The organism is Shinella sp., from assembly GCF_052438155.1.
GTDB lineage: Bacteria > Pseudomonadota > Alphaproteobacteria > Rhizobiales > Rhizobiaceae > Shinella.
Map to the genome: position 1 here is coordinate 75,836 of NZ_JBQVPI010000016.1, position 16,856 is coordinate 92,691.

The 16,856-nt window shown below is 62.1% G+C and carries 18 protein-coding genes; 7 read left to right on the forward strand and 11 right to left on the reverse strand.

The window, feature by feature from the left end; all coding sequences use genetic code 11:
* Window positions 1-48: 48 nt before the first annotated feature.
* Window positions 49-690 carry a carbonic anhydrase gene (locus ACT6VE_RS24020; protein WP_444800881.1) on the forward strand — a complete coding sequence of 214 codons (642 nt, stop codon included), beginning with the start codon at window positions 49-51 and terminating at the stop codon, window positions 688-690.
* 118 nt (window positions 691-808) lie between these two features.
* Here ACT6VE_RS24020 and ACT6VE_RS24025 read toward each other — a convergent pair whose 3' ends face one another.
* From ACT6VE_RS24025 to ACT6VE_RS24035, 3 genes are all read right to left on the reverse strand, one after another.
* A complete protein-coding gene (locus ACT6VE_RS24025; RefSeq protein ID WP_444800882.1) occupies window positions 809-1,630 on the reverse strand; it encodes a lytic murein transglycosylase in 822 nt (273 codons plus the stop codon).
* 233 nt (window positions 1,631-1,863) lie between these two features.
* Entirely contained in the window at window positions 1,864-2,898 is a 1,035-nt protein-coding gene (locus tag ACT6VE_RS24030; RefSeq protein WP_444800883.1) for an aspartate-semialdehyde dehydrogenase, read from the reverse strand.
* A gap of 111 nt (window positions 2,899-3,009) precedes the next feature.
* Window positions 3,010-3,210, reverse strand: a complete 201-nt coding sequence (locus ACT6VE_RS24035; RefSeq protein WP_444800884.1) for a hypothetical protein — start codon at window positions 3,208-3,210, stop codon at window positions 3,010-3,012.
* A gap of 169 nt (window positions 3,211-3,379) precedes the next feature.
* Here ACT6VE_RS24035 and ACT6VE_RS24040 point away from each other — a divergent pair, with 169 nt between their 5' ends.
* Window positions 3,380-5,269 carry an MFS transporter gene (locus ACT6VE_RS24040; protein ID WP_444800885.1) on the forward strand — a complete coding sequence of 630 codons (1,890 nt, stop codon included), beginning with the start codon at window positions 3,380-3,382 and terminating at the stop codon, window positions 5,267-5,269.
* A gap of 59 nt (window positions 5,270-5,328) precedes the next feature.
* On the opposite strand, the gene ACT6VE_RS24045 is transcribed toward ACT6VE_RS24040, so the two are convergent.
* The 5 genes from ACT6VE_RS24045 to ACT6VE_RS24065 all read right to left on the reverse strand — a co-directional run bounded on the left by ACT6VE_RS24045 (window position 5,329) and on the right by ACT6VE_RS24065 (window position 8,831).
* Window positions 5,329-6,027: a phosphatase PAP2 family protein gene (locus ACT6VE_RS24045; RefSeq protein ID WP_444800886.1), complete on the reverse strand. Its 699-nt coding sequence runs from the start codon at window positions 6,025-6,027 to the stop codon at window positions 5,329-5,331.
* 199 nt (window positions 6,028-6,226) lie between these two features.
* Window positions 6,227-7,336, reverse strand: a complete 1,110-nt coding sequence (leuB, locus tag ACT6VE_RS24050) for a 3-isopropylmalate dehydrogenase (RefSeq protein ID WP_444800887.1) — start codon at window positions 7,334-7,336, stop codon at window positions 6,227-6,229.
* A gap of 96 nt (window positions 7,337-7,432) precedes the next feature.
* Window positions 7,433-7,813 (reverse strand): RidA family protein, encoded by a 381-nt coding sequence (locus ACT6VE_RS24055; RefSeq protein WP_444800888.1) that lies wholly within the window; start codon window positions 7,811-7,813, stop codon window positions 7,433-7,435.
* Between the two features lie 4 nt (window positions 7,814-7,817).
* Window positions 7,818-8,423 (reverse strand): 3-isopropylmalate dehydratase small subunit, encoded by a 606-nt coding sequence (leuD, locus tag ACT6VE_RS24060; protein ID WP_444800889.1) that lies wholly within the window; start codon window positions 8,421-8,423, stop codon window positions 7,818-7,820.
* A gap of 153 nt (window positions 8,424-8,576) precedes the next feature.
* A complete protein-coding gene (locus ACT6VE_RS24065; RefSeq protein WP_444800890.1) occupies window positions 8,577-8,831 on the reverse strand; it encodes a hypothetical protein in 255 nt (84 codons plus the stop codon).
* A 123-nt stretch (window positions 8,832-8,954) separates the two neighbouring features.
* Between ACT6VE_RS24065 and ACT6VE_RS24070 the strand changes: the two genes are divergently transcribed.
* Window positions 8,955-9,866: an HpcH/HpaI aldolase/citrate lyase family protein gene (locus tag ACT6VE_RS24070; RefSeq protein WP_444800891.1), complete on the forward strand. Its 912-nt coding sequence runs from the start codon at window positions 8,955-8,957 to the stop codon at window positions 9,864-9,866.
* A complete protein-coding gene (locus ACT6VE_RS24075) occupies window positions 9,863-10,069 on the forward strand; it encodes a DUF1737 domain-containing protein (protein WP_160861334.1) in 207 nt (68 codons plus the stop codon). The genes ACT6VE_RS24070 and ACT6VE_RS24075 overlap by 4 nt, the downstream gene beginning before the upstream one ends.
* Before the next feature lie 23 nt (window positions 10,070-10,092).
* Here ACT6VE_RS24075 and ACT6VE_RS24080 read toward each other — a convergent pair whose 3' ends face one another.
* A complete protein-coding gene (locus ACT6VE_RS24080) occupies window positions 10,093-10,527 on the reverse strand; it encodes a metallopeptidase family protein (RefSeq protein WP_069061576.1) in 435 nt (144 codons plus the stop codon).
* Between the two features lie 348 nt (window positions 10,528-10,875).
* Between ACT6VE_RS24080 and ACT6VE_RS24085 the strand changes: the two genes are divergently transcribed.
* The 3 genes from ACT6VE_RS24085 to ACT6VE_RS24095 all read left to right on the forward strand — a co-directional run bounded on the left by ACT6VE_RS24085 (window position 10,876) and on the right by ACT6VE_RS24095 (window position 14,998).
* The gene (locus tag ACT6VE_RS24085; RefSeq protein WP_444800922.1) at window positions 10,876-11,229 is read left to right on the forward strand and encodes a (2Fe-2S)-binding protein; all 354 of its coding nucleotides are present in this window, start codon (window positions 10,876-10,878) and stop codon (window positions 11,227-11,229) included.
* Entirely contained in the window at window positions 11,195-11,680 is a 486-nt protein-coding gene (gene bfr, locus ACT6VE_RS24090) for a bacterioferritin (protein WP_069060575.1), read from the forward strand. Before ACT6VE_RS24085 ends, bfr begins: the two co-directional genes overlap by 35 nt.
* A gap of 345 nt (window positions 11,681-12,025) precedes the next feature.
* Complete coding sequence (locus ACT6VE_RS24095) at window positions 12,026-14,998, forward strand: calcium-binding protein (protein ID WP_444800892.1); 2,973 nt, start codon at window positions 12,026-12,028, stop codon at window positions 14,996-14,998.
* Window positions 14,999-15,050: 52 nt separating this feature from the next.
* Here ACT6VE_RS24095 and ACT6VE_RS24100 read toward each other — a convergent pair whose 3' ends face one another.
* Window positions 15,051-15,578, reverse strand: a complete 528-nt coding sequence (locus tag ACT6VE_RS24100; protein WP_444800893.1) for an RNA pyrophosphohydrolase — start codon at window positions 15,576-15,578, stop codon at window positions 15,051-15,053.
* Between the two features lie 9 nt (window positions 15,579-15,587).
* Entirely contained in the window at window positions 15,588-16,790 is a 1,203-nt protein-coding gene (locus ACT6VE_RS24105) for a divergent polysaccharide deacetylase family protein (protein ID WP_444800894.1), read from the reverse strand.
* Window positions 16,791-16,856 lie beyond the last annotated feature (66 nt).

Consider the following 16,856-nt stretch of genomic DNA (forward strand, 5'->3'; position numbering starts at 1 on the left):
CGGATGGGGCCTCATCCGTAGATCGTTACACGGGGGTATTCCGACACCATGAACCGCTTTCCCGATCGTCTTATGAATGGCTACCGCAATTTCATGTCCGGCCGCTACGTGGAGCAATCGGCGCGCTACAGGGCCTTGGCCGAAACCGGCCAGAAACCGAAGACACTGGTCATTGCCTGTTGTGACTCCCGGGCAGCACCCGAGACGATCTTCGACAGCGGACCGGGTGAACTTTTCGTCGTGCGCAACGTGGCGAACCTCGTGCCGCCCTATGAGCCGGATGGCCAGTTCCACGCCACATCCGCCGCCCTTGAATTCGCCGTCCAGTCGCTGAAGGTCAGCGACATCGTGGTGATGGGTCACGGCCGCTGCGGCGGTATCTCCGCCGCCCTCGACCCGGATGCCGAGCCGCTTTCGCCCGGTGACTTCATCGGCAAGTGGATGGGCATGCTGAAGCCTGTCGCCGAGCAGATCCAGGGCGCTGAAATCCTGACGCAAGCGGAACGCCAGCGTGCGCTGGAACGCGTTTCCATCCGCAACTCCATCACCAATTTGCGTACCTTCCCCTGTGTGCGCATCCTGGAGGAAAAGGGTCGCATACAGCTGCACGGCTCCTGGTTCGATATTTCCACCGGCGAACTCTGGGTCATGGATGCCAAGACCGGCGATTTCTTGCGTCCGAGCCTGTAAGTTCAATTGCCGCGCAATTCCGGACGCAAACCGCTACACATTCTTGCTGGAATTGCTGCATGAAAAAACCCGGCGCGAAGGCTCGCACCGGGTTTCCTGCATTCAAAGCGTGTTCGGCTCAGTTACCGTCGATTTCCGCGCCAATGATGGCGATCGCGCGCTGATAGACGCTGGCCGCATTCCAGCCCTGCAAGGCGCCGAAATTGCTCTCGCCCGGCTGGTAGCCGCCGCCGGCGCTCCAGCCGTGGCCGCGCAGGAAGTTCGCTGTGGAGGCAAGCGCGTCGGCCTTCGAGCCGACGAGATCGATGCGGCCGTTGCCGTCACCATCGACACCGTATTTCAGCACGTTTGCCGGCAGGAATTGCGTCTGGCCGATTTCGCCATGCGCGGCACCGCGAGCCGATGTGCTGAGCGTGCCGTTCTGCACGAGCTGCAGCGTGGCATAGAGCTGGTTGGTGAAATACTCCGAACGGCGGCAATCATAGGCCAGTGTCGCGACGGCCGAGATCGTGTGTTCCTTGCCGAGGAAGCCGCCAAAGCCGGTTTCCATGCCCCAGATGGCAAGCAGCGGGCCGGCTGGCACGCCGTAACGGGCTTCGATCCGCTCGAAGAGGGCAGCGTTCTGCTTCTTCAGGCTCTTGCCGCGGTTGATGATCGCCTTGCCGCCACGCTTCTGCATGAACTGGTCGAGCGAGAGTTTAAAACTCTTCTGGCCGCGGTCGGCGCGGATCGTCGCGCGCGCGTAGCTCACATTGGCGAAAGCCTTGTCAATCGTCGAACGGCTGATGCCACGGCTGGCCGCCTCATCCTTGAATGCCTCGACCCAGGCCGGAAAACCGCTCGCGTCGTTGCCGCACTTGGCAGCCTGAGCCGCCGCCGGCACCGCTGCTGTGGCGATCAATGCGGCCAGCACCTTGGCCACGCTCTTTGTCATGCCCATAAAAAACCCCGTGATTTTCGTCTATCCGCTGCGGGAGCATGTCATGCTCCCCTGTTCCTGTCATCGCAACTCGCCGTGAGCCGGTCCGGCGAGACCGCCGGCATGGTTTCAAAGCGAAGTCCCGATTGTTCTCAGACGGAACAACCGGGACTTTTATTTAAACTTGGTTAAGGGAACGTTGCCATTTCTGACCGAAATGCGCCAGACGCCCCTTCTCCTCATCTTTCGTTCAATCAGGCTGCCTGCTTCTTCGCCTTGATCAGGCCGCGCGCGACAAGCAGTTCCGCGATCTGGATGGCGTTGAGGGCGGCACCCTTGCGCAGGTTGTCGGAAACGATCCAGATGTTGAGGCCGTTCTCGACGGTCGCGTCCTCGCGGATGCGCGAGATGAAGGTGGCGTCTTCACCGGCCGATTCGTACGGCGTCATGTAGCCGCCGTCCTCGTGCTTGTCGATGACCTGGCAACCCGGCGCTTCGCGCAGGATCTCGCGGGCTTCGTCCGCCGTGATTTCGTTTTCGAACTCGATGTTGACCGATTCGGAATGGCCGATGAAGACAGGCACGCGCACGGCCGTGCAGGTCACCTTGATCTTCGGGTCGAGCATCTTCTTGGTCTCGGCGAGAACCTTCCACTCTTCCTTCGTGTAGCCGTCTTCCATGAAACTATCGATGTGCGGAATGACGTTGAAGGCGATGCGCTTGGTGAACTTCTTCGTTTCGAGCGGGTCGGCGACGAAGACGGCGCGGGTCTGCTGGAAGAGCTCGTCCATGCCTTCCTTGCCGGCGCCGGAAACGGACTGATAGGTCGAGACGACGACGCGCTTGATCTTGGCGCGGTCATGCAGCGGCTTCAGCGCGACGACGAGCTGGGCGGTCGAGCAATTCGGGTTGGCGATGATGTTCTTGCGGGTAAACAGGCTGATGGCGTCCGGGTTCACTTCCGGAACGATCAGCGGAACGTCGGCGTCGTAGCGCCAGGCGGATGAGTTATCGATGACGACGCACCCCTTGGCGCCGATCTTCGGCGACCACTTCTGCGAAACCGTGCCGCCGGCCGACATCAGGCAGATGTCGGTGTCGGAGAAATCGTAGTTTTCGAGGTTCTGCACCTTCAGCGTCCTGTCGCCGAAGGACACTTCGGTGCCGAACGAGCGGCTGGAGGCCAGCGCCACGACTTCGTCGGCCGGGAAGCCACGCTCGGAAAGGATGTTCAGCATCTCACGGCCGACATTGCCGGTCGCGCCGACGATTGCGATCTTGAAACCCATATTTATGCTCTCTTTCTCTGTCTCTCCGCGGGTCAGGAGGGGAAACCCGCCGGCCTTGGCGCGGGTTTCCGGTCCCCGGCCATACCGGGGAGAGAGCGGTGGCCAGAGACGTCAGACGGTTTTCGTCGTCGTTTTGGCCATTGTTTTGGAAATCGATACGCAATAGCGAACCCGTCCGGCGTTGAAGGCCGGAGCGATCATGCTGGCGATGGTGATACCAAAGCGGTTCATGTCGGTTCCCTTGCGTGCGTGCTGAATACGCTCATCTTGCAAAGAGTCAAGCCTTGCGTGCCCGATCCGGCGTTTCGGCACGGCCGCGACTTAAGTCGTAGGCCGAAAGTCATAAGCCCAAAGCAGCGCTGATATCACAGTCCGTTTTCTGCCATCCTTTGATCAGGCGCACCCCGTCCGGCGTTTTTTGGGAGAAACTCCGAACCCCTATGGGCTGCCCCGACACGCCGTTTTTGTGGAGGACAAACAAATGGCTAATGTTTCGACGGTGGGCAACGCCAAGGCGGCGCCGATGACCGGCGAGCAGAAGAAGGTGATCTTCGCCTCTTCGCTCGGCACTGTTTTCGAATGGTATGATTTCTATCTTTACGGCTCGCTGGCGATCTATATCGGCGCCACCTTCTTCAGCCAGTATCCGGAAACGACGCGCAACATCTTTGCGCTGCTGGCCTTTGCTGCGGGCTTCCTTGTGCGTCCGTTCGGCGCGCTGGTGTTCGGCCGCCTCGGCGACCTCGTCGGCCGCAAATACACCTTCCTCGTCACCATTCTCATCATGGGCGTTTCGACCTTCGTCGTCGGCCTGCTGCCCGGTGCTGCCACCATCGGCATTGCCGCTCCGATCATCCTGGTCTTGCTGCGCATGCTGCAGGGCCTCGCGCTCGGCGGCGAATACGGCGGTGCCGCGACTTATGTCGCCGAGCACGCTCCGAACGGCCGGCGCGGTTACTTCACCTCGTGGATCCAGACGACGGCGACGCTCGGCCTGTTCCTGTCGCTGGTGGTCATCCTTTTGGTGCAGTACATTCTCGGCAAGGAAGCCTTTGCCGAATGGGGCTGGCGCATTCCGTTCCTGCTCTCGGCCATTCTGCTCGGCGTCTCCGTCTGGATCCGTCTGAAGATGAACGAATCGCCGGCCTTCGCGAAAATGAAGGAAGAGGGCAAGGGCTCCAAGGCACCGCTGAGCGAAGCCTTCGGCCAGTGGCGCAATGCCAAGATCGCGCTGCTCGCGCTGTTCGGCGCCGTCGTCGGCCAGGCCGTCGTCTGGTATTCCGGCCAGTTCTACGCGCTGTTCTTCCTGACCGGCGTGCTGAAGGTCGACGGCCAGTCGGCGAATATCATGGTCGCCTGCTCGCTGTTGCTCGGCACCGGCTTCTTCGTCTTCTTCGGCTGGCTGTCCGACAAGATCGGCCGCAAGCCGATCATCATGGCCGGCCTGCTGCTTGCCATGCTGACCTACTTCCCGCTGTTCAAGGCTCTGACCTGGGCCGGCAACCCGGCACTTGCACAGGCACAGGCTACGATCCGCGCGACGGTTACCGCCGCTCCGGGCGACTGCAGGTTCCAGTTCAACCCGACGGGGACCGCGAAGTTCACCACTTCATGCGATATCGCAACGTCGTTCCTGACCCGCAACTCGGTGCCCTATGATGTCGTCACCACGGCGGCTGCCGGCACGGCTGCGACGGTGAAGATCGGTGAGCAGACGATCAACAGCTACGACGCCATCGCCGCAGGCGACCAGGCCAAGGCTCTCGACGCTGCCTTCCAGAAGCAGACCAACATGGCGCTTCATGACGGCGGCTATCCGCTGGTTCGCGGTGCCGCCAAGGTTCCGGAAGCCAAGCTCGATGCCTTCGTCGCCGCTAACCCGGAACTCGCCCTCGATGCGACGGCCATCCGTGCCGGCGAAAAGGCAAACATGCCGGCAGCCGACCTCATCAAGGCCAAGCTGCTGACGGCCGATGAAGCCACTGGTGTCACCGACATGCCGGTCTACACGATTGCCGGCGGCGGCCCCTTCACCATGGTCGCTGATCCTGCGAACGTGAACTGGACCACGATCATCGCGGTGCTGACGGTCCTCGTGATCTACGTCACCATGGTCTACGGCCCGATCGCCGCCCTGCTGGTCGAACTCTTCCCGACCCGCATCCGCTACACCGGCATGTCGCTGCCCTACCATATCGGCAACGGCTGGTTCGGCGGTCTGCTCCCGGCAATGGCTTTCGCGATGAGCGCGGCCCAGGGCGATATCTACTTCGGCCTCTGGTACCCGATCGTGTTTGCCGGCATCACGCTGGTCATCGGTCTCCTGTTCCTGCCGGAAACCAAGGACCGCGACATCCACGCCATGGATTGATCTCCCCCCTTCCGATGAGTTCATGGCAACCCGGCTCGTGGCAACACGGGCCGGGTTTTTCATTGGGTTTTCGGCGGCAGCAGCGCCTTTGGCAGCGGCCAGCCCTTTTCGTTGAAACGGAAAAGCCATTCCTTGCGGGCGAAGAAGAAGGCTGTGGCAACGGCCGTCCAGAGGCCGAGCAGCAGGCCCGCCGCCACGTCGCTCGGATAATGCGCGCCGACGATGACGCGCGAGACGCCGATCATCAGCGCGCCGATCAGGAAGAGCGGCCGCAGCCGCGGCACCAGCATGGAAAAGGCGCCGAAGAAGGCGCCGACGGCCGCCGAATGGCCGGACGGAAAGCTGGAATAGAGGTCGTCATAGGCAAAGGGCGTCAGGCTATAGGCGCCGTGGTCGGCAAAAAGCTCCGGCCGGGCCCGCCCTATAATCAGTTTGAAGAGATGCACGAGGGCGCTCGTCGCGCCGACCGTCAGCAAAAAATAGAGCGACAATCGGCGCGCGGTTCTCGCTTTGCCCGTCACCGTTTCGTTGCTGCTCACCCGGCGGACGATATAGGCGAGGATGATGACGAAGCCGAAACCGTAGATCATCCAGCTGAAGGTGCCGAAATCGGTAATCCGCTTGTTGAAGGTGACGATTGCGCCGGGCAGACCCTGCGCGCGCTGCGAGAGCACAGGATCGAACGGAATGAGGGCCACGACGAGCACGACGGTGGCAGCGAGGATCCAGAGTGTGGAGGTGGCGAGCGGTCGGTTCATGAGGATCCTTCGAAAACAGCGTGCTTCCCATGTGTTGGCGACCGCTGTCATTTCAAGTGAGCGGAAACGAAAAAGGCTCCCGGAGCGTTTGTCCCGGGAGCCTTTTCCTATCTCGATATTCCCCCTCGTCCGCCTGCCGGCACCTTCTCCCCGCTGGGGGAGAAGGTGGTCCGTAGGGCCGGAAGAGGGGTTTTTAAGCTCAGGCCGAGAGCTTCTTGAACGCGGCGAGGATCGCGTCGCCCATTTCCGTGGTGCCGACCTGGCGGCTGCCTTCGGACATGATGTCGCCGGTGCGCACACCGCTGTCGAGCACGTCGGCGATCGCCTTTTCCAGGTTATCGGCTTCCGTGACCATGTTGAACGAGTAGCGCAGGCACATGGCGAAGGAGGCGATCATGGCGATCGGATTGGCAATGCCCTTGCCGGCAATGTCCGGCGCCGAGCCGTGCACGGGCTCGTAGAGCGCCTTGCGCTGGCCCTTGGCATCCGGTGCGCCGAGCGAGGCGGACGGCAGCATGCCGAGCGAGCCGGTCAGCATGGCGGCGACGTCGGAGAGCATGTCGCCGAACAGGTTGTCGGTCACGATGACATCGAACTGTTTTGGCGCACGAACCAGCTGCATGCCACCGGCGTCGGCCAGCATGTGATCGAGCTGCACGTCGGAATAGGCGCGCTTGTGCGTTTCCGTCACGACCTGGTTCCACAGAACGCCGGACTTCATGACGTTGCGCTTTTCCATCGAGCAGACGCGGTTGCCGCGCGTGCGGGCCAGTTCGAAGGCGACGCCGGCAATGCGCTCGATCTCGTAGGTATCGTAGACCTGCGTGTCGATGCCGCGCTTCTGGCCGTTGCCGAGGTCGATGATTTCCTTCGGCTCGCCGAAATAGACGCCGCCCGTCAGCTCGCGCACGATGAGGATGTCGAGGCCTTCCACCAGCTCGGGCTTCAGCGAGGAGGCGTTGGCGAGTGCCGGATAGCAGATGGCCGGGCGCAGGTTTGCAAACAGCTTGAGGTCCTTGCGCAGGCGCAGCAGGCCGGCTTCCGGGCGGACTTCGTAAGGAACGGCATCCCATTTCGGGCCGCCGACGGCGCCGAACAGCACGGCATCGGCCGCAAGCGCCTTCTCCATATCGCCTTCCGAGATCGCCGCGCCATGGGCGTCATAGGCCGAGCCGCCGACGAGGCCTTCGTCGGTTTCAAAGCCCGTGCCGAGCTCGGCGTTCATGTAGGCGATGATCTTGCGGACTTCCGCCATGGCTTCCGGGCCGATGCCGTCGCCGGGCAGGAGGAGAAGGGTGCGCGCTGTCATGGCAATTTCCTTGATGTCACGGATTGGTCGCGCGCTTCTTAGCGCAACTTCCGTTCAAGGAAAATCGCCGGGACGAAAGATTTTTGCGCGAGTGATTCAGCTTTGGCGCAGGGCCGTCACTTCGATCTCGATCAGCATTTCCGGCCGGATGAGGTCGCAGACGACCATGGCAGCGGCGGGGCGGATCTTGCCGAAGGTCTCGCCGAGGATCGGAAAGACGCGGTCGGCGAAGGCGGCTTCGGTGATGTAATAATGGCAGCGCACGACGTCGGCAAAGGAGAAGCCGGCCTCCTCCAGAACCTCGCCGATGGTGGCGAGGCAGCGACGTGTCTGCTCTTCGACGCTCTCGGGCATTGTCATCGTCGCGTAGTCGTAACCGGTCGTGCCGGAAACGAAACACCAGTCACCCTGAACAACAGCGCGCGAATAACCCGCCTTCAGTTCGAAGGGAGAACCGGACGAGATCAGCCGGCGCATGGCCTCAAGCCCAAGGACGGATCGAAGCGTTCTGCTTTTCGAAGCTGTCGATCGATGTGACCTTTTCCAGCGTCAGGCCGATGTCGTCGAGGCCGTTCAGCAGGCAGTGGCGACGGAAGGCGTCGATCTCGAAGGTGATGCGGCCGCCGTCGGGACCGGTGATCTCCTGGGTTTCCAGGTCGACGGTCAGGATGGCGTTGGAGCCGCGGCTGGCATCGTCCATCAGCTTGTCGAGGTCATCCTGGCTGACGACGATCGGCAGGATGCCGTTCTTGAAACAGTTGTTGTAGAAAATGTCGGCGAAGCTGGTGGAGATAACGCAGCGGATGCCGAAGTCGAGCAGCGCCCATGGCGCGTGTTCGCGCGAGGAGCCGCAGCCGAAATTGTCGCCGGCAACCAGGATCGTGGCGTTCTGGTAGGCGGGCTTGTTCAGCACGAAGTCTTCGTTGACGCTGCCGTCTTCATGAAAACGCGCTTCGGCGAAGAGGCCTGCGCCGAGACCGGTGCGCTTGATGGTCTTCAGGTAGTCCTTCGGAATGATCATGTCCGTGTCGATATTGACGACGGGAAGCGGCGCGGCGACGCCGGTCAGCTTGACGAACTTGTCCATACGAAAACCCTCGAAAGTCGGTGATGTCGGTTCGGTCCAGCGTTTAGATCAGTTTTCCCGGAATTTGAAGGAGAATCTTCGGGAAATCCGGCCGGCAAACGCAAAAGCCGGGCGCGGTCTGCGCCCGGGGTCCCTTTCAGAAGAGGGATACGGTTAGAGATCGATGATCGTGCCGCGACCGTCGTTCCAGATGCGCGGCTCGCGCTGGCCGGGGGCCGTGCGATTGTTGCGCGCGCGGGCCTTTGCCCGGACCGGGACAGGCTGGAGTTTGCCGGCGAGCATCGAGCCCAGCATCAGCACGGCGACGATGCCGGCGATGGCAAGGCCGACGGAGGCGGCGAACAGGAAGGTCGCGCCTGCGATGAGCGTGGCGAGGACTGTGAAGACGATGGAGCGTATGCGCTGCATGGATTTTGCCCTTTCTCTAGACTTCAATGTGGGGGTGGATTTTGTCCATTGCAAGGCCGAACTCGCCGGATTCGTGGCGCTGTAGTGCTTGCCGGCTGCGACAAAGCGCGGCAAAAAGGACGGATGAACAGAACCCCGCACCACCATCCGCTTCGCCTGCGCCGCTCGGTGCTGAGCGTTCCCGCCGCAAATCCGAGGGCGCTCGCCAAATCCGCCGTGCTCGATTGCGATGCGATCATCTTCGATCTGGAAGATTCGGTCCTGCCGGAGAAGAAGGCGGATGCGCGCGCGGCCCTCATCGAACACTTCAAGGGGCTCGACCGGACTTCCGGTTGCGAGCATGTCATCCGGATCAATTCGCTCGACGGGCCGGACGGCGCCCTGGACCTCGAAGCGGTGCTGGACTGCATGCCGGATGCGGTGCTGTTGCCGAAAGTGTCGGAGCCGCAGGACATCCTCACGGTTGCCGACTGGCTTTCCGAGGCGGGGGCGGATGACGGCCCACGGCTCTGGGCGATGATCGAGACGGCAGCCGGGCTGCTCAACCTTGCGGCCATTGCCGAGACGGGCCGCACCCATGGCGGGCGGCTCGATTGCCTGGTCGTCGGCCTCAACGACCTGCGCAAGGAAACCGGCATTGCCGATATTCCGGGCCGTCCCTACCTCGTTCCCCTGTTGCTTCAGGTCGTCGTGGCGGCGCGGGCCTCGGGACTTGACGTCATCGACGCCGTGTTCAACGATTTTTCGGATACGGACGGCCTCGAAGCAGAATGCCTGCAGGGACGCCAGATGGGTTTCGATGGCAAGATGCTGATTCACCCCGCCCAGATTGCCATTGCCAACGAGGCCTTTGGCGTCACGGAGGGCGAGGCCGCGGAAGCACTCGCCATCGTCGCCGCCTTCGCGGCACCTGAAAATGCCGGCAAGGCCGTCATTGATCTGCGCGGCCGCATGGTCGAAAAGCTCCACGCCGACCAGGCCGGGCGTCTGCTCGCCAGGGTCGACCTGATCAACGAGAGAAAGAGAAACGCATGAAAGTCTACCGACTCCTGACCGCTCCCGACGATGCCTCGTTCTGTCACAAGGTGACGCTGGCGCTGAACAAGGGCTGGGAGCTGCATGGCTCGCCGACCTACGCCTACAATGCCGACGCCAAGATCATGCAATGCGGCCAGGCGGTGGTGAAGGACGTTCCGGGCAAGGAATACACGCCGGACATCAAGCTTTCCGAGCAGTAAGCCTGAAAACAGATTGCGGCGGCTTACCCCGCCGCAATCTCGGCGCTCGCCTCGATACGCTCCATATCGTCGTCGGACAGACCGAAATGGTGGCCGATCTCGTGGATGAGCACATGGGTGATGATGTCGCCCAGCGTCTCCTCGTTCTCCGCCCAGTAATCGAGGATCGGGCGGCGGTAGAGGGTGATGCGGTTCGGCATTTCGCCGGTCTCGACAGTGAAACGTTCGCTGATGCCGCGGCCCTCGAACAGGCCGAGCAGGTCGAACGGTGTTTCCAGCGCCATGTCTTCAAAGACGTCGTCGCTCGGGAACTCGGCGATCTCGATGATGAGGTTGCCGGTGAGTGCCCGGAATTCTTCCGGCAGATGGCCATAGGCCTCCAGCGCCAGCGATTCGAACGCGCTGATCGTTGGGGCATGGCGCGTCCGCCAATCGTCGGTCTGGTCAATGCGGGCCATGGGCTCTCCTTTGACCGTCATATAGACGATTTCCAGCGCTTTTCGAGGATTGAATTTGCATGCCCTGCCTGCATCGCATGCGTAAATAGAGCGGTTTGCGCGGCGAACCGATTTTTACGCCGACGGGCGCCGAAAGGTCGGGTTTCTGAAAAGACGCCGCCAAAAGCCACTTTTGCAACAAATCGTGATCACTCGATTTGCCGCACCGGGCTCCTGATTTTCACCAGGCCGCAAAAGCCTAACCATATGAAAAGGCGATATTTCTAGTCAAGATTAGAATGACTCTAAATTAGTGGGTCAACAAGACTGACCTGTTCATTCTTGACAGCCAATGTCCTCTTTTGCTTAATGCCGGAAACTCAGTACTTTGCGTATGGCAGGCAGGACGAAATGCTGGTTTGCAGCTGCAACTTCATCACCGATACGGACATTGTTGACGTGATCAACAGCCTCCTCGACGAGGACTGTTGGCAGCTCATCGTGCCCGCAAAAGTCTATCACGCGATGCAGAAGCGCGGCCGTTGCTGCGGCTGTTTTCCGAATGTGGTAGACATCATCGTCCGCACAACCGAACAGTACCACGCCGGCCGCCACTCGACGGACGACGAGATATTTGATTTCATGACCCGCCTCAAACAATTCCATGAAGAAAACAGGAGAGCGGACCTTGAAAGGCGACAAAAAAGTCATCGAGCAGCTTAACGAAGCGCTCCATCTCGAGCTGGGTGCTGTCAACCAGTACTGGCTCCACTACCGCCTTCTCGAGGACTGGGGTTACACGCTTCTCGCCAAGAAGGAGCGTGCCGAGTCCATCGAAGAGATGCAGCACGCCGACAAGCTCGTCGCGCGCATCATCTTCCTCGAAGGCCACCCGAACCTCCAGACCGTCGCGCCGCTTCGCATCGGCCAGAACGTCAAGGAAGTGCTGGAAGCCGACCTCGCCGGCGAATACGATGCCCGCAAGGCCTACAAGAAGTCGCGCGACATCTGTCATGATGCCGGTGACTACGTCACCATGAAGCTCTTCGAAGAGCTTTTGATCGACGAGGAAGGCCATATCGACTTCCTCGAGACCCAGCTTGAGCTTCTCGGCAAGCTCGGCGCGGAAAAGTACGGCCAGCTCAACGCCGCACCGGCTAACGAAGCCGAGTAACATACGGCCTCTTCGGAGCGAGCCAGCAAAGACATCTGAAAATCCCCGGCTTGTCCGGGGATTTTTCGTTTCTGGCCCGCTCATCCAACTCCTGTAACCTCGGTAACAGACCCTCTCCCGCGTGTGGCCGATTTCCCGCTGTCAGTTTCCAAGGGAACAGGGACCCGCCTTTTTTTGCCGAATATAGCGGCAGAACGCACGCAGTCCGCGGCGTTCGATTGAACGGACGAAGCCGGTCCCGGCTTGAAGCACTTCCTTCCAGGACCTTCGCACTTTCCATCGTGGTCTCCCAGCGGGGCCGCGGGCGGCCGGCGCATGTCCAGAACGCACGATGAGGAGACCCGAATGGGTACAATAATTGGTACGGATGGCGTCGACACTTTGCTCGGCAGCGATCTCGAGGATGATTTCATCATGGCGCTTGGTGGCGCCGACAAGGTCAATGGCGGCATGGGCAAGGACTCGATCATGGCCGGCGAAGGCGATGATACGGTCAACGGCTCGTTCCAGGACGACATGATCACGGGCGACGAGGGCAAGGATACGCTCTACGGCGACAGTGGCAGCGACATGATCGAGGGTGGTGCCGGAGCGGACAAGTACTATGGCGGTTCGGGGCGTGACACGCTGATGGTCGGCAAGCTCGCTACCGCGTCCGGCGACGTGCTCGACGGTGGCTCGGGCACCGACAAGATGAGCATTGACTATTCCGATCAGGCGACGGCCCTCAACATCACCATCGGAGACTGGATTTCGCCGCAAACGCTGACCGGCAATGTCCGTGCGCTGAATGTCGAGAGTTTCGACATTACCGGCACCAATCTCAACGATCGCATCACGGGCGGCAACTATTCCGACACGCTGAGGGGCGGCCGTGGCGATGACACCCTGTCCGGGGGCCGCGGCCTGTTGGACATGCTGTCTGGCGAGGATGGTAACGACACGATCCGAGGCGGCTATGGCACAGACTTCGTCGATGGCGGCGCCGGTGACGACAAGCTGTATGGCGAGCAGGGTGTAGACGTAATCTATGGTGGTGCGGGCAATGACATCGCCTCCGGCGGTGACGCATTCGACTTCATCCTTGGCAATGACGGCAACGACAAGCTTTATGGCGATGCCGGCAACGACATCATCGATGGCGGAGAGGGCAACGACACGGTGAACGGCGGCACCGGTGATGACGACCTCGACGGCAGCATTGGCAACGACATTATCGAAGGTGGCAGCGGGAACGACACGATCACCTACACCTATGGCGAGGGCAAGGACACGATCACCGATGCCAGCGGCAGCGACCGCCTGGTGATCGAGGCGTTCACCGGCAACTTCACGGCCAAGGCGGCGACCGTGGTCAATACCCTTGCCGGCGGCACGACCATCAAGGGCTTCGAGCACTACACGATCACGGCCACCGGTTCGGGCACCAATGTGATCACCACGGGTGCCGGCAACGACGTCATCGACACCGCTGCCGGAAAGGACACGGTCAATGCCGGCGCCGGCAATGACGTGGTGGAACTCGGCGAAGGCGGCGCGGACAAGGCGGATGGCGGCGCCGATTTCGACTATGTCTCCGTCGATCGTCGGTCGACGACGACCGGCCTGACCTTCGAGGCGACGGGTGCCGCCGCGAAGATCAGCGATGGCACGACGCTGAAAAACTTCGAGGTTATCGAAGTGGCCTTCGGATCGGGCAACGACGTCGTGAAATCCGTGGGGTCTGCTTCAGCCGTGCAGTTCCTCGGTTTTGCCGGCAATGACACGCTGATCGGCACGGCCGGTGCCGATACGCTCGACGGCGGTGAAGGCAATGACAAGCTGACCTCCGGTGGCGGCAGCGATACGCTGTATGACCAGGGTGGCACCAACACGATCAGCGCCGGCGATGGCAATGACGTCGTGTATGTCGGTGACAGTGCCAAGGCCGTCGGTCACAACACCGTCGATCTCGGCATCGGCAATGACAGCTTCTACCGCACGGCCTCGACCGGTAAGCTGACGCTCGATGGGGGCACGGGCACGGACTCGGCTTCCATCGACTTCAGCAAGTACTCCACGGGGATCGTCTTCAACCTGTCGCCGAATGTCACGGTCACCGGGGCGCCGGTCACTGTCAAGAATGTCGAGCGGGTCGCGCTCATCGGCGGTACCGGCAATGACACGTTCACTGGCGGTTCGCTGAACGATGATCTGCGGGGCGGCGCGGGCACCGACACGCTCACCGGCGGCGCGGGCAACGACTATCTCTCCGGCGATGCCGGCACCGACACGCTTCGCGGCGGCGATGGCAACGACACGCTCTATGGCGATGGCCTCAACAAGACCGGTGGTCGCGACAAGCTCTATGGCGAGAAGGGCAACGATACGGTCGGTGCCGGCATCGGCGACCTTGCGGATGGCGGTGAGGGCACCGACACCCTCAATCTGGACGTCGCGGAGCAGACGAAGGACATCACCTTCACCTTCTCGACGGGCAAGGTGACGGTCGACAGCACGACCAGCTTCAACGCCTTCGAGGCGCTGAATTACGATGGCAGCAAGGGCAAGGACACGGTGACCGGCGGCGCGCTTGCCGACAGGCTTGAGGGCAATGCCGGCAACGACATTCTGCGCGGTGCAGGCGGCAATGACACCCTGGAAGACGGTGCGGGCAGCGACCAGCTGTTCGGCGATGCCGGCAACGATGTGCTGGTGCGCACCGCGTTCACCGGCAAGGACGTCTTCGATGGTGGCTCGGGCATCGATACACTGATGTTCGACGACGGCCCGACTTCGGTGGTCCTCGATCTCGAAACCCAGGCGAAGAACAAGGGCCTCGCGCTTGGTCTCACCGTCAAGGGCTTCGAGATCATCCACGGCAGCAGCGCTGACGACGACATCCGTGGCGATGCCAGCAACAACACGCTCTATGGCAATGATGCCGACGACGTGTTGCAGGGGCGTGCCGGCAACGACGTTCTCGTTGGCGGGGCGGGCGATGACTGGCTGACCGGCGGCACCGGCAACGACCAGTTCGTCTTCAACCTCGCGGGCCGGGATGGCGAGGGTGACGTCATCACCGACTTCACCCGCGGTCAGGACAAGCTGATGATCGATCGTAGCGACTATGGCGTTGCGAGCGGTGATGCGGTCGTGACGCTGGTGGTCGGCGCCGATCCGGTTGCCACCAGCACGAAGGGGACGTTCCTGTTCGAAAGCGACAATGGCCGCCTCTGGTTCGATGCGGACGGCAAGGGCAGCGAGGCCGATCTGGAGCTCGTCGCGACGCTACAAGGCGTCAAGACGCTGACCACCAGCGACTTCGGGTTCCTCTGATCCCTCTTGCGAAGAAAGACCCCTCCCCGGCTTGCCGGGGAGGATTTTGCCGTCAGGGGGCGAGGTGCGCGAAGGCCGCGACGACTTCCTCGTAAACCTGGCGCTTGAAGGGCACGATCAGCTCCGGAAGTTCTCGCATCGGTTTCCAGCCCCAGGCGTCGAATTCCGCCTCGTGGCCGCCGGGCGGCGGGTTGATGGCGATTTCGCTTTCCTCGCCTTCGAAGCGGAAGGCGTACCAGCGCTGGGTCTGGCCGCGGAACTTGCCCTTGAGGCCGATGCCGATCAACTGTGCCGGCAGGTCGTAGTTGATCCAGCGGCCGGCGTCGGCGAGGAGCGACACGCTCTTCATGCCGGTTTCTTCATGGAGTTCGCGATAGGCGGCCGCCAGCGGGTCCTCGTCCTCGTCGATGCCGCCCTGCGGCATCTGCCAGAGCTGCGGCGAACCATCATATTCGGAATTGCCGACGGGGATCCGCCGGCCGGCCCAGACCTTGTTATCCGCGTTCAGCACCATGATGCCGACGCAGGGGCGGTAAGGCAGGTCCTCGGCCCGAACCACCTTGTGTTTGTCCTTGCCCATCGAAAATTCCTATCGTTTGGCGGGAACGGCTGCGAGCGACGCGACACCGACGATCTCGATGCCGCGACCGCCAGCTTCCTCGCACCATTCGCGAATGGCGTCCACACTTTCGTCGAAGGCTGACGCCATGCCGATTGCGGTGCCGTTGCGCCGTGCGATGCGTTCCAGCTCGTCGAGCTTCTTCAGCACCGCGTCGCGTGAAAGATCGGCGTCGAGCTGGAGGTCGGCAAAGGCATGGGGTGCCTCGACCGCGCCGGCGATCGTACCCGAAAGCGACTGCGCCGAGCTGCCGTCGTCGAGGAAGACGAGGCCGCGGTTCGAGACGTCGCGGACGATCGGTTCCAGCGCATCCGCATCCGACAGGAAGCGGCCGCCCATGAAGTTGACGATGCCGGTATAATTGGTGACCTGCGCCATGGCGCGGTGCAGTTCGGCGAGATTCTTGGTCTCGCTGAGATCGGTGCGCAGCGTGTAGAGGCCCGGATCGTTCTGCGGATAATCGAAGGGCTCCAGCGGCACTTGCAGCAGGATTTCGTGACCCTTGCGACGCGCCTCCTGCATCCAGCGCGACAGGCTGTTGCCGCTTGCCGCGAAGGCGAGCGTCACCTCTCCCGGCAGCTGGCGGATGGCGCGCTGGGTGCCCGTCTGGCTGAGGCCGAGCCCACCCACGACGATGGCGATGCGCGTGCCGCGCGCACCGGACCACGGCCGGGCGTATTGGTCCATCGGTCGGGTGCCGTCGAGACCGATGATCGGGATCTTGCCGTCGGACGTGTCTTCGAGCAGGTCGTCGTTCGGGAAGGCGGCCGTGCGCGCGTCCTGGCCGATACGATTGGCTTCGATGATCAGCGGGCCATCGCCGTCGCGTGTACCCGGCGAATACTTGCGCACGATGTTGCCATCGTCGGTCAACGTTTCCTCGACCTGCGCGCCGGACAGGCCATTGGCCCTGCGCACGCCGTCCTTGGCATCGGCCGTCTTCTGGTCGGCCTTGGTGTCGGTCGCCGTCTGGGATGCGGCTTCTTCAACGGGGGTTGTAAGGGGCGCGGTGCGCAGCCCGTTCGGCGCCAGCGATGTCCAGCCGGAAAAGCCGAGGAGGCCCACGATGGCAACGGCAAACACGACATTGCCGGCGGAGAACCGTGAAGGTCCTGCCGGTCCTGGCCTTGCCTTGCGGTCCTGGCCGAGAGGTGCGTGAATGTCTGTGCCCAAGGTCAGTCCGCGCTGGCCGGAAGGTGCGGAGGAAAACAGGGCCCGCGCTGCGGCGGGCCCTGCGAA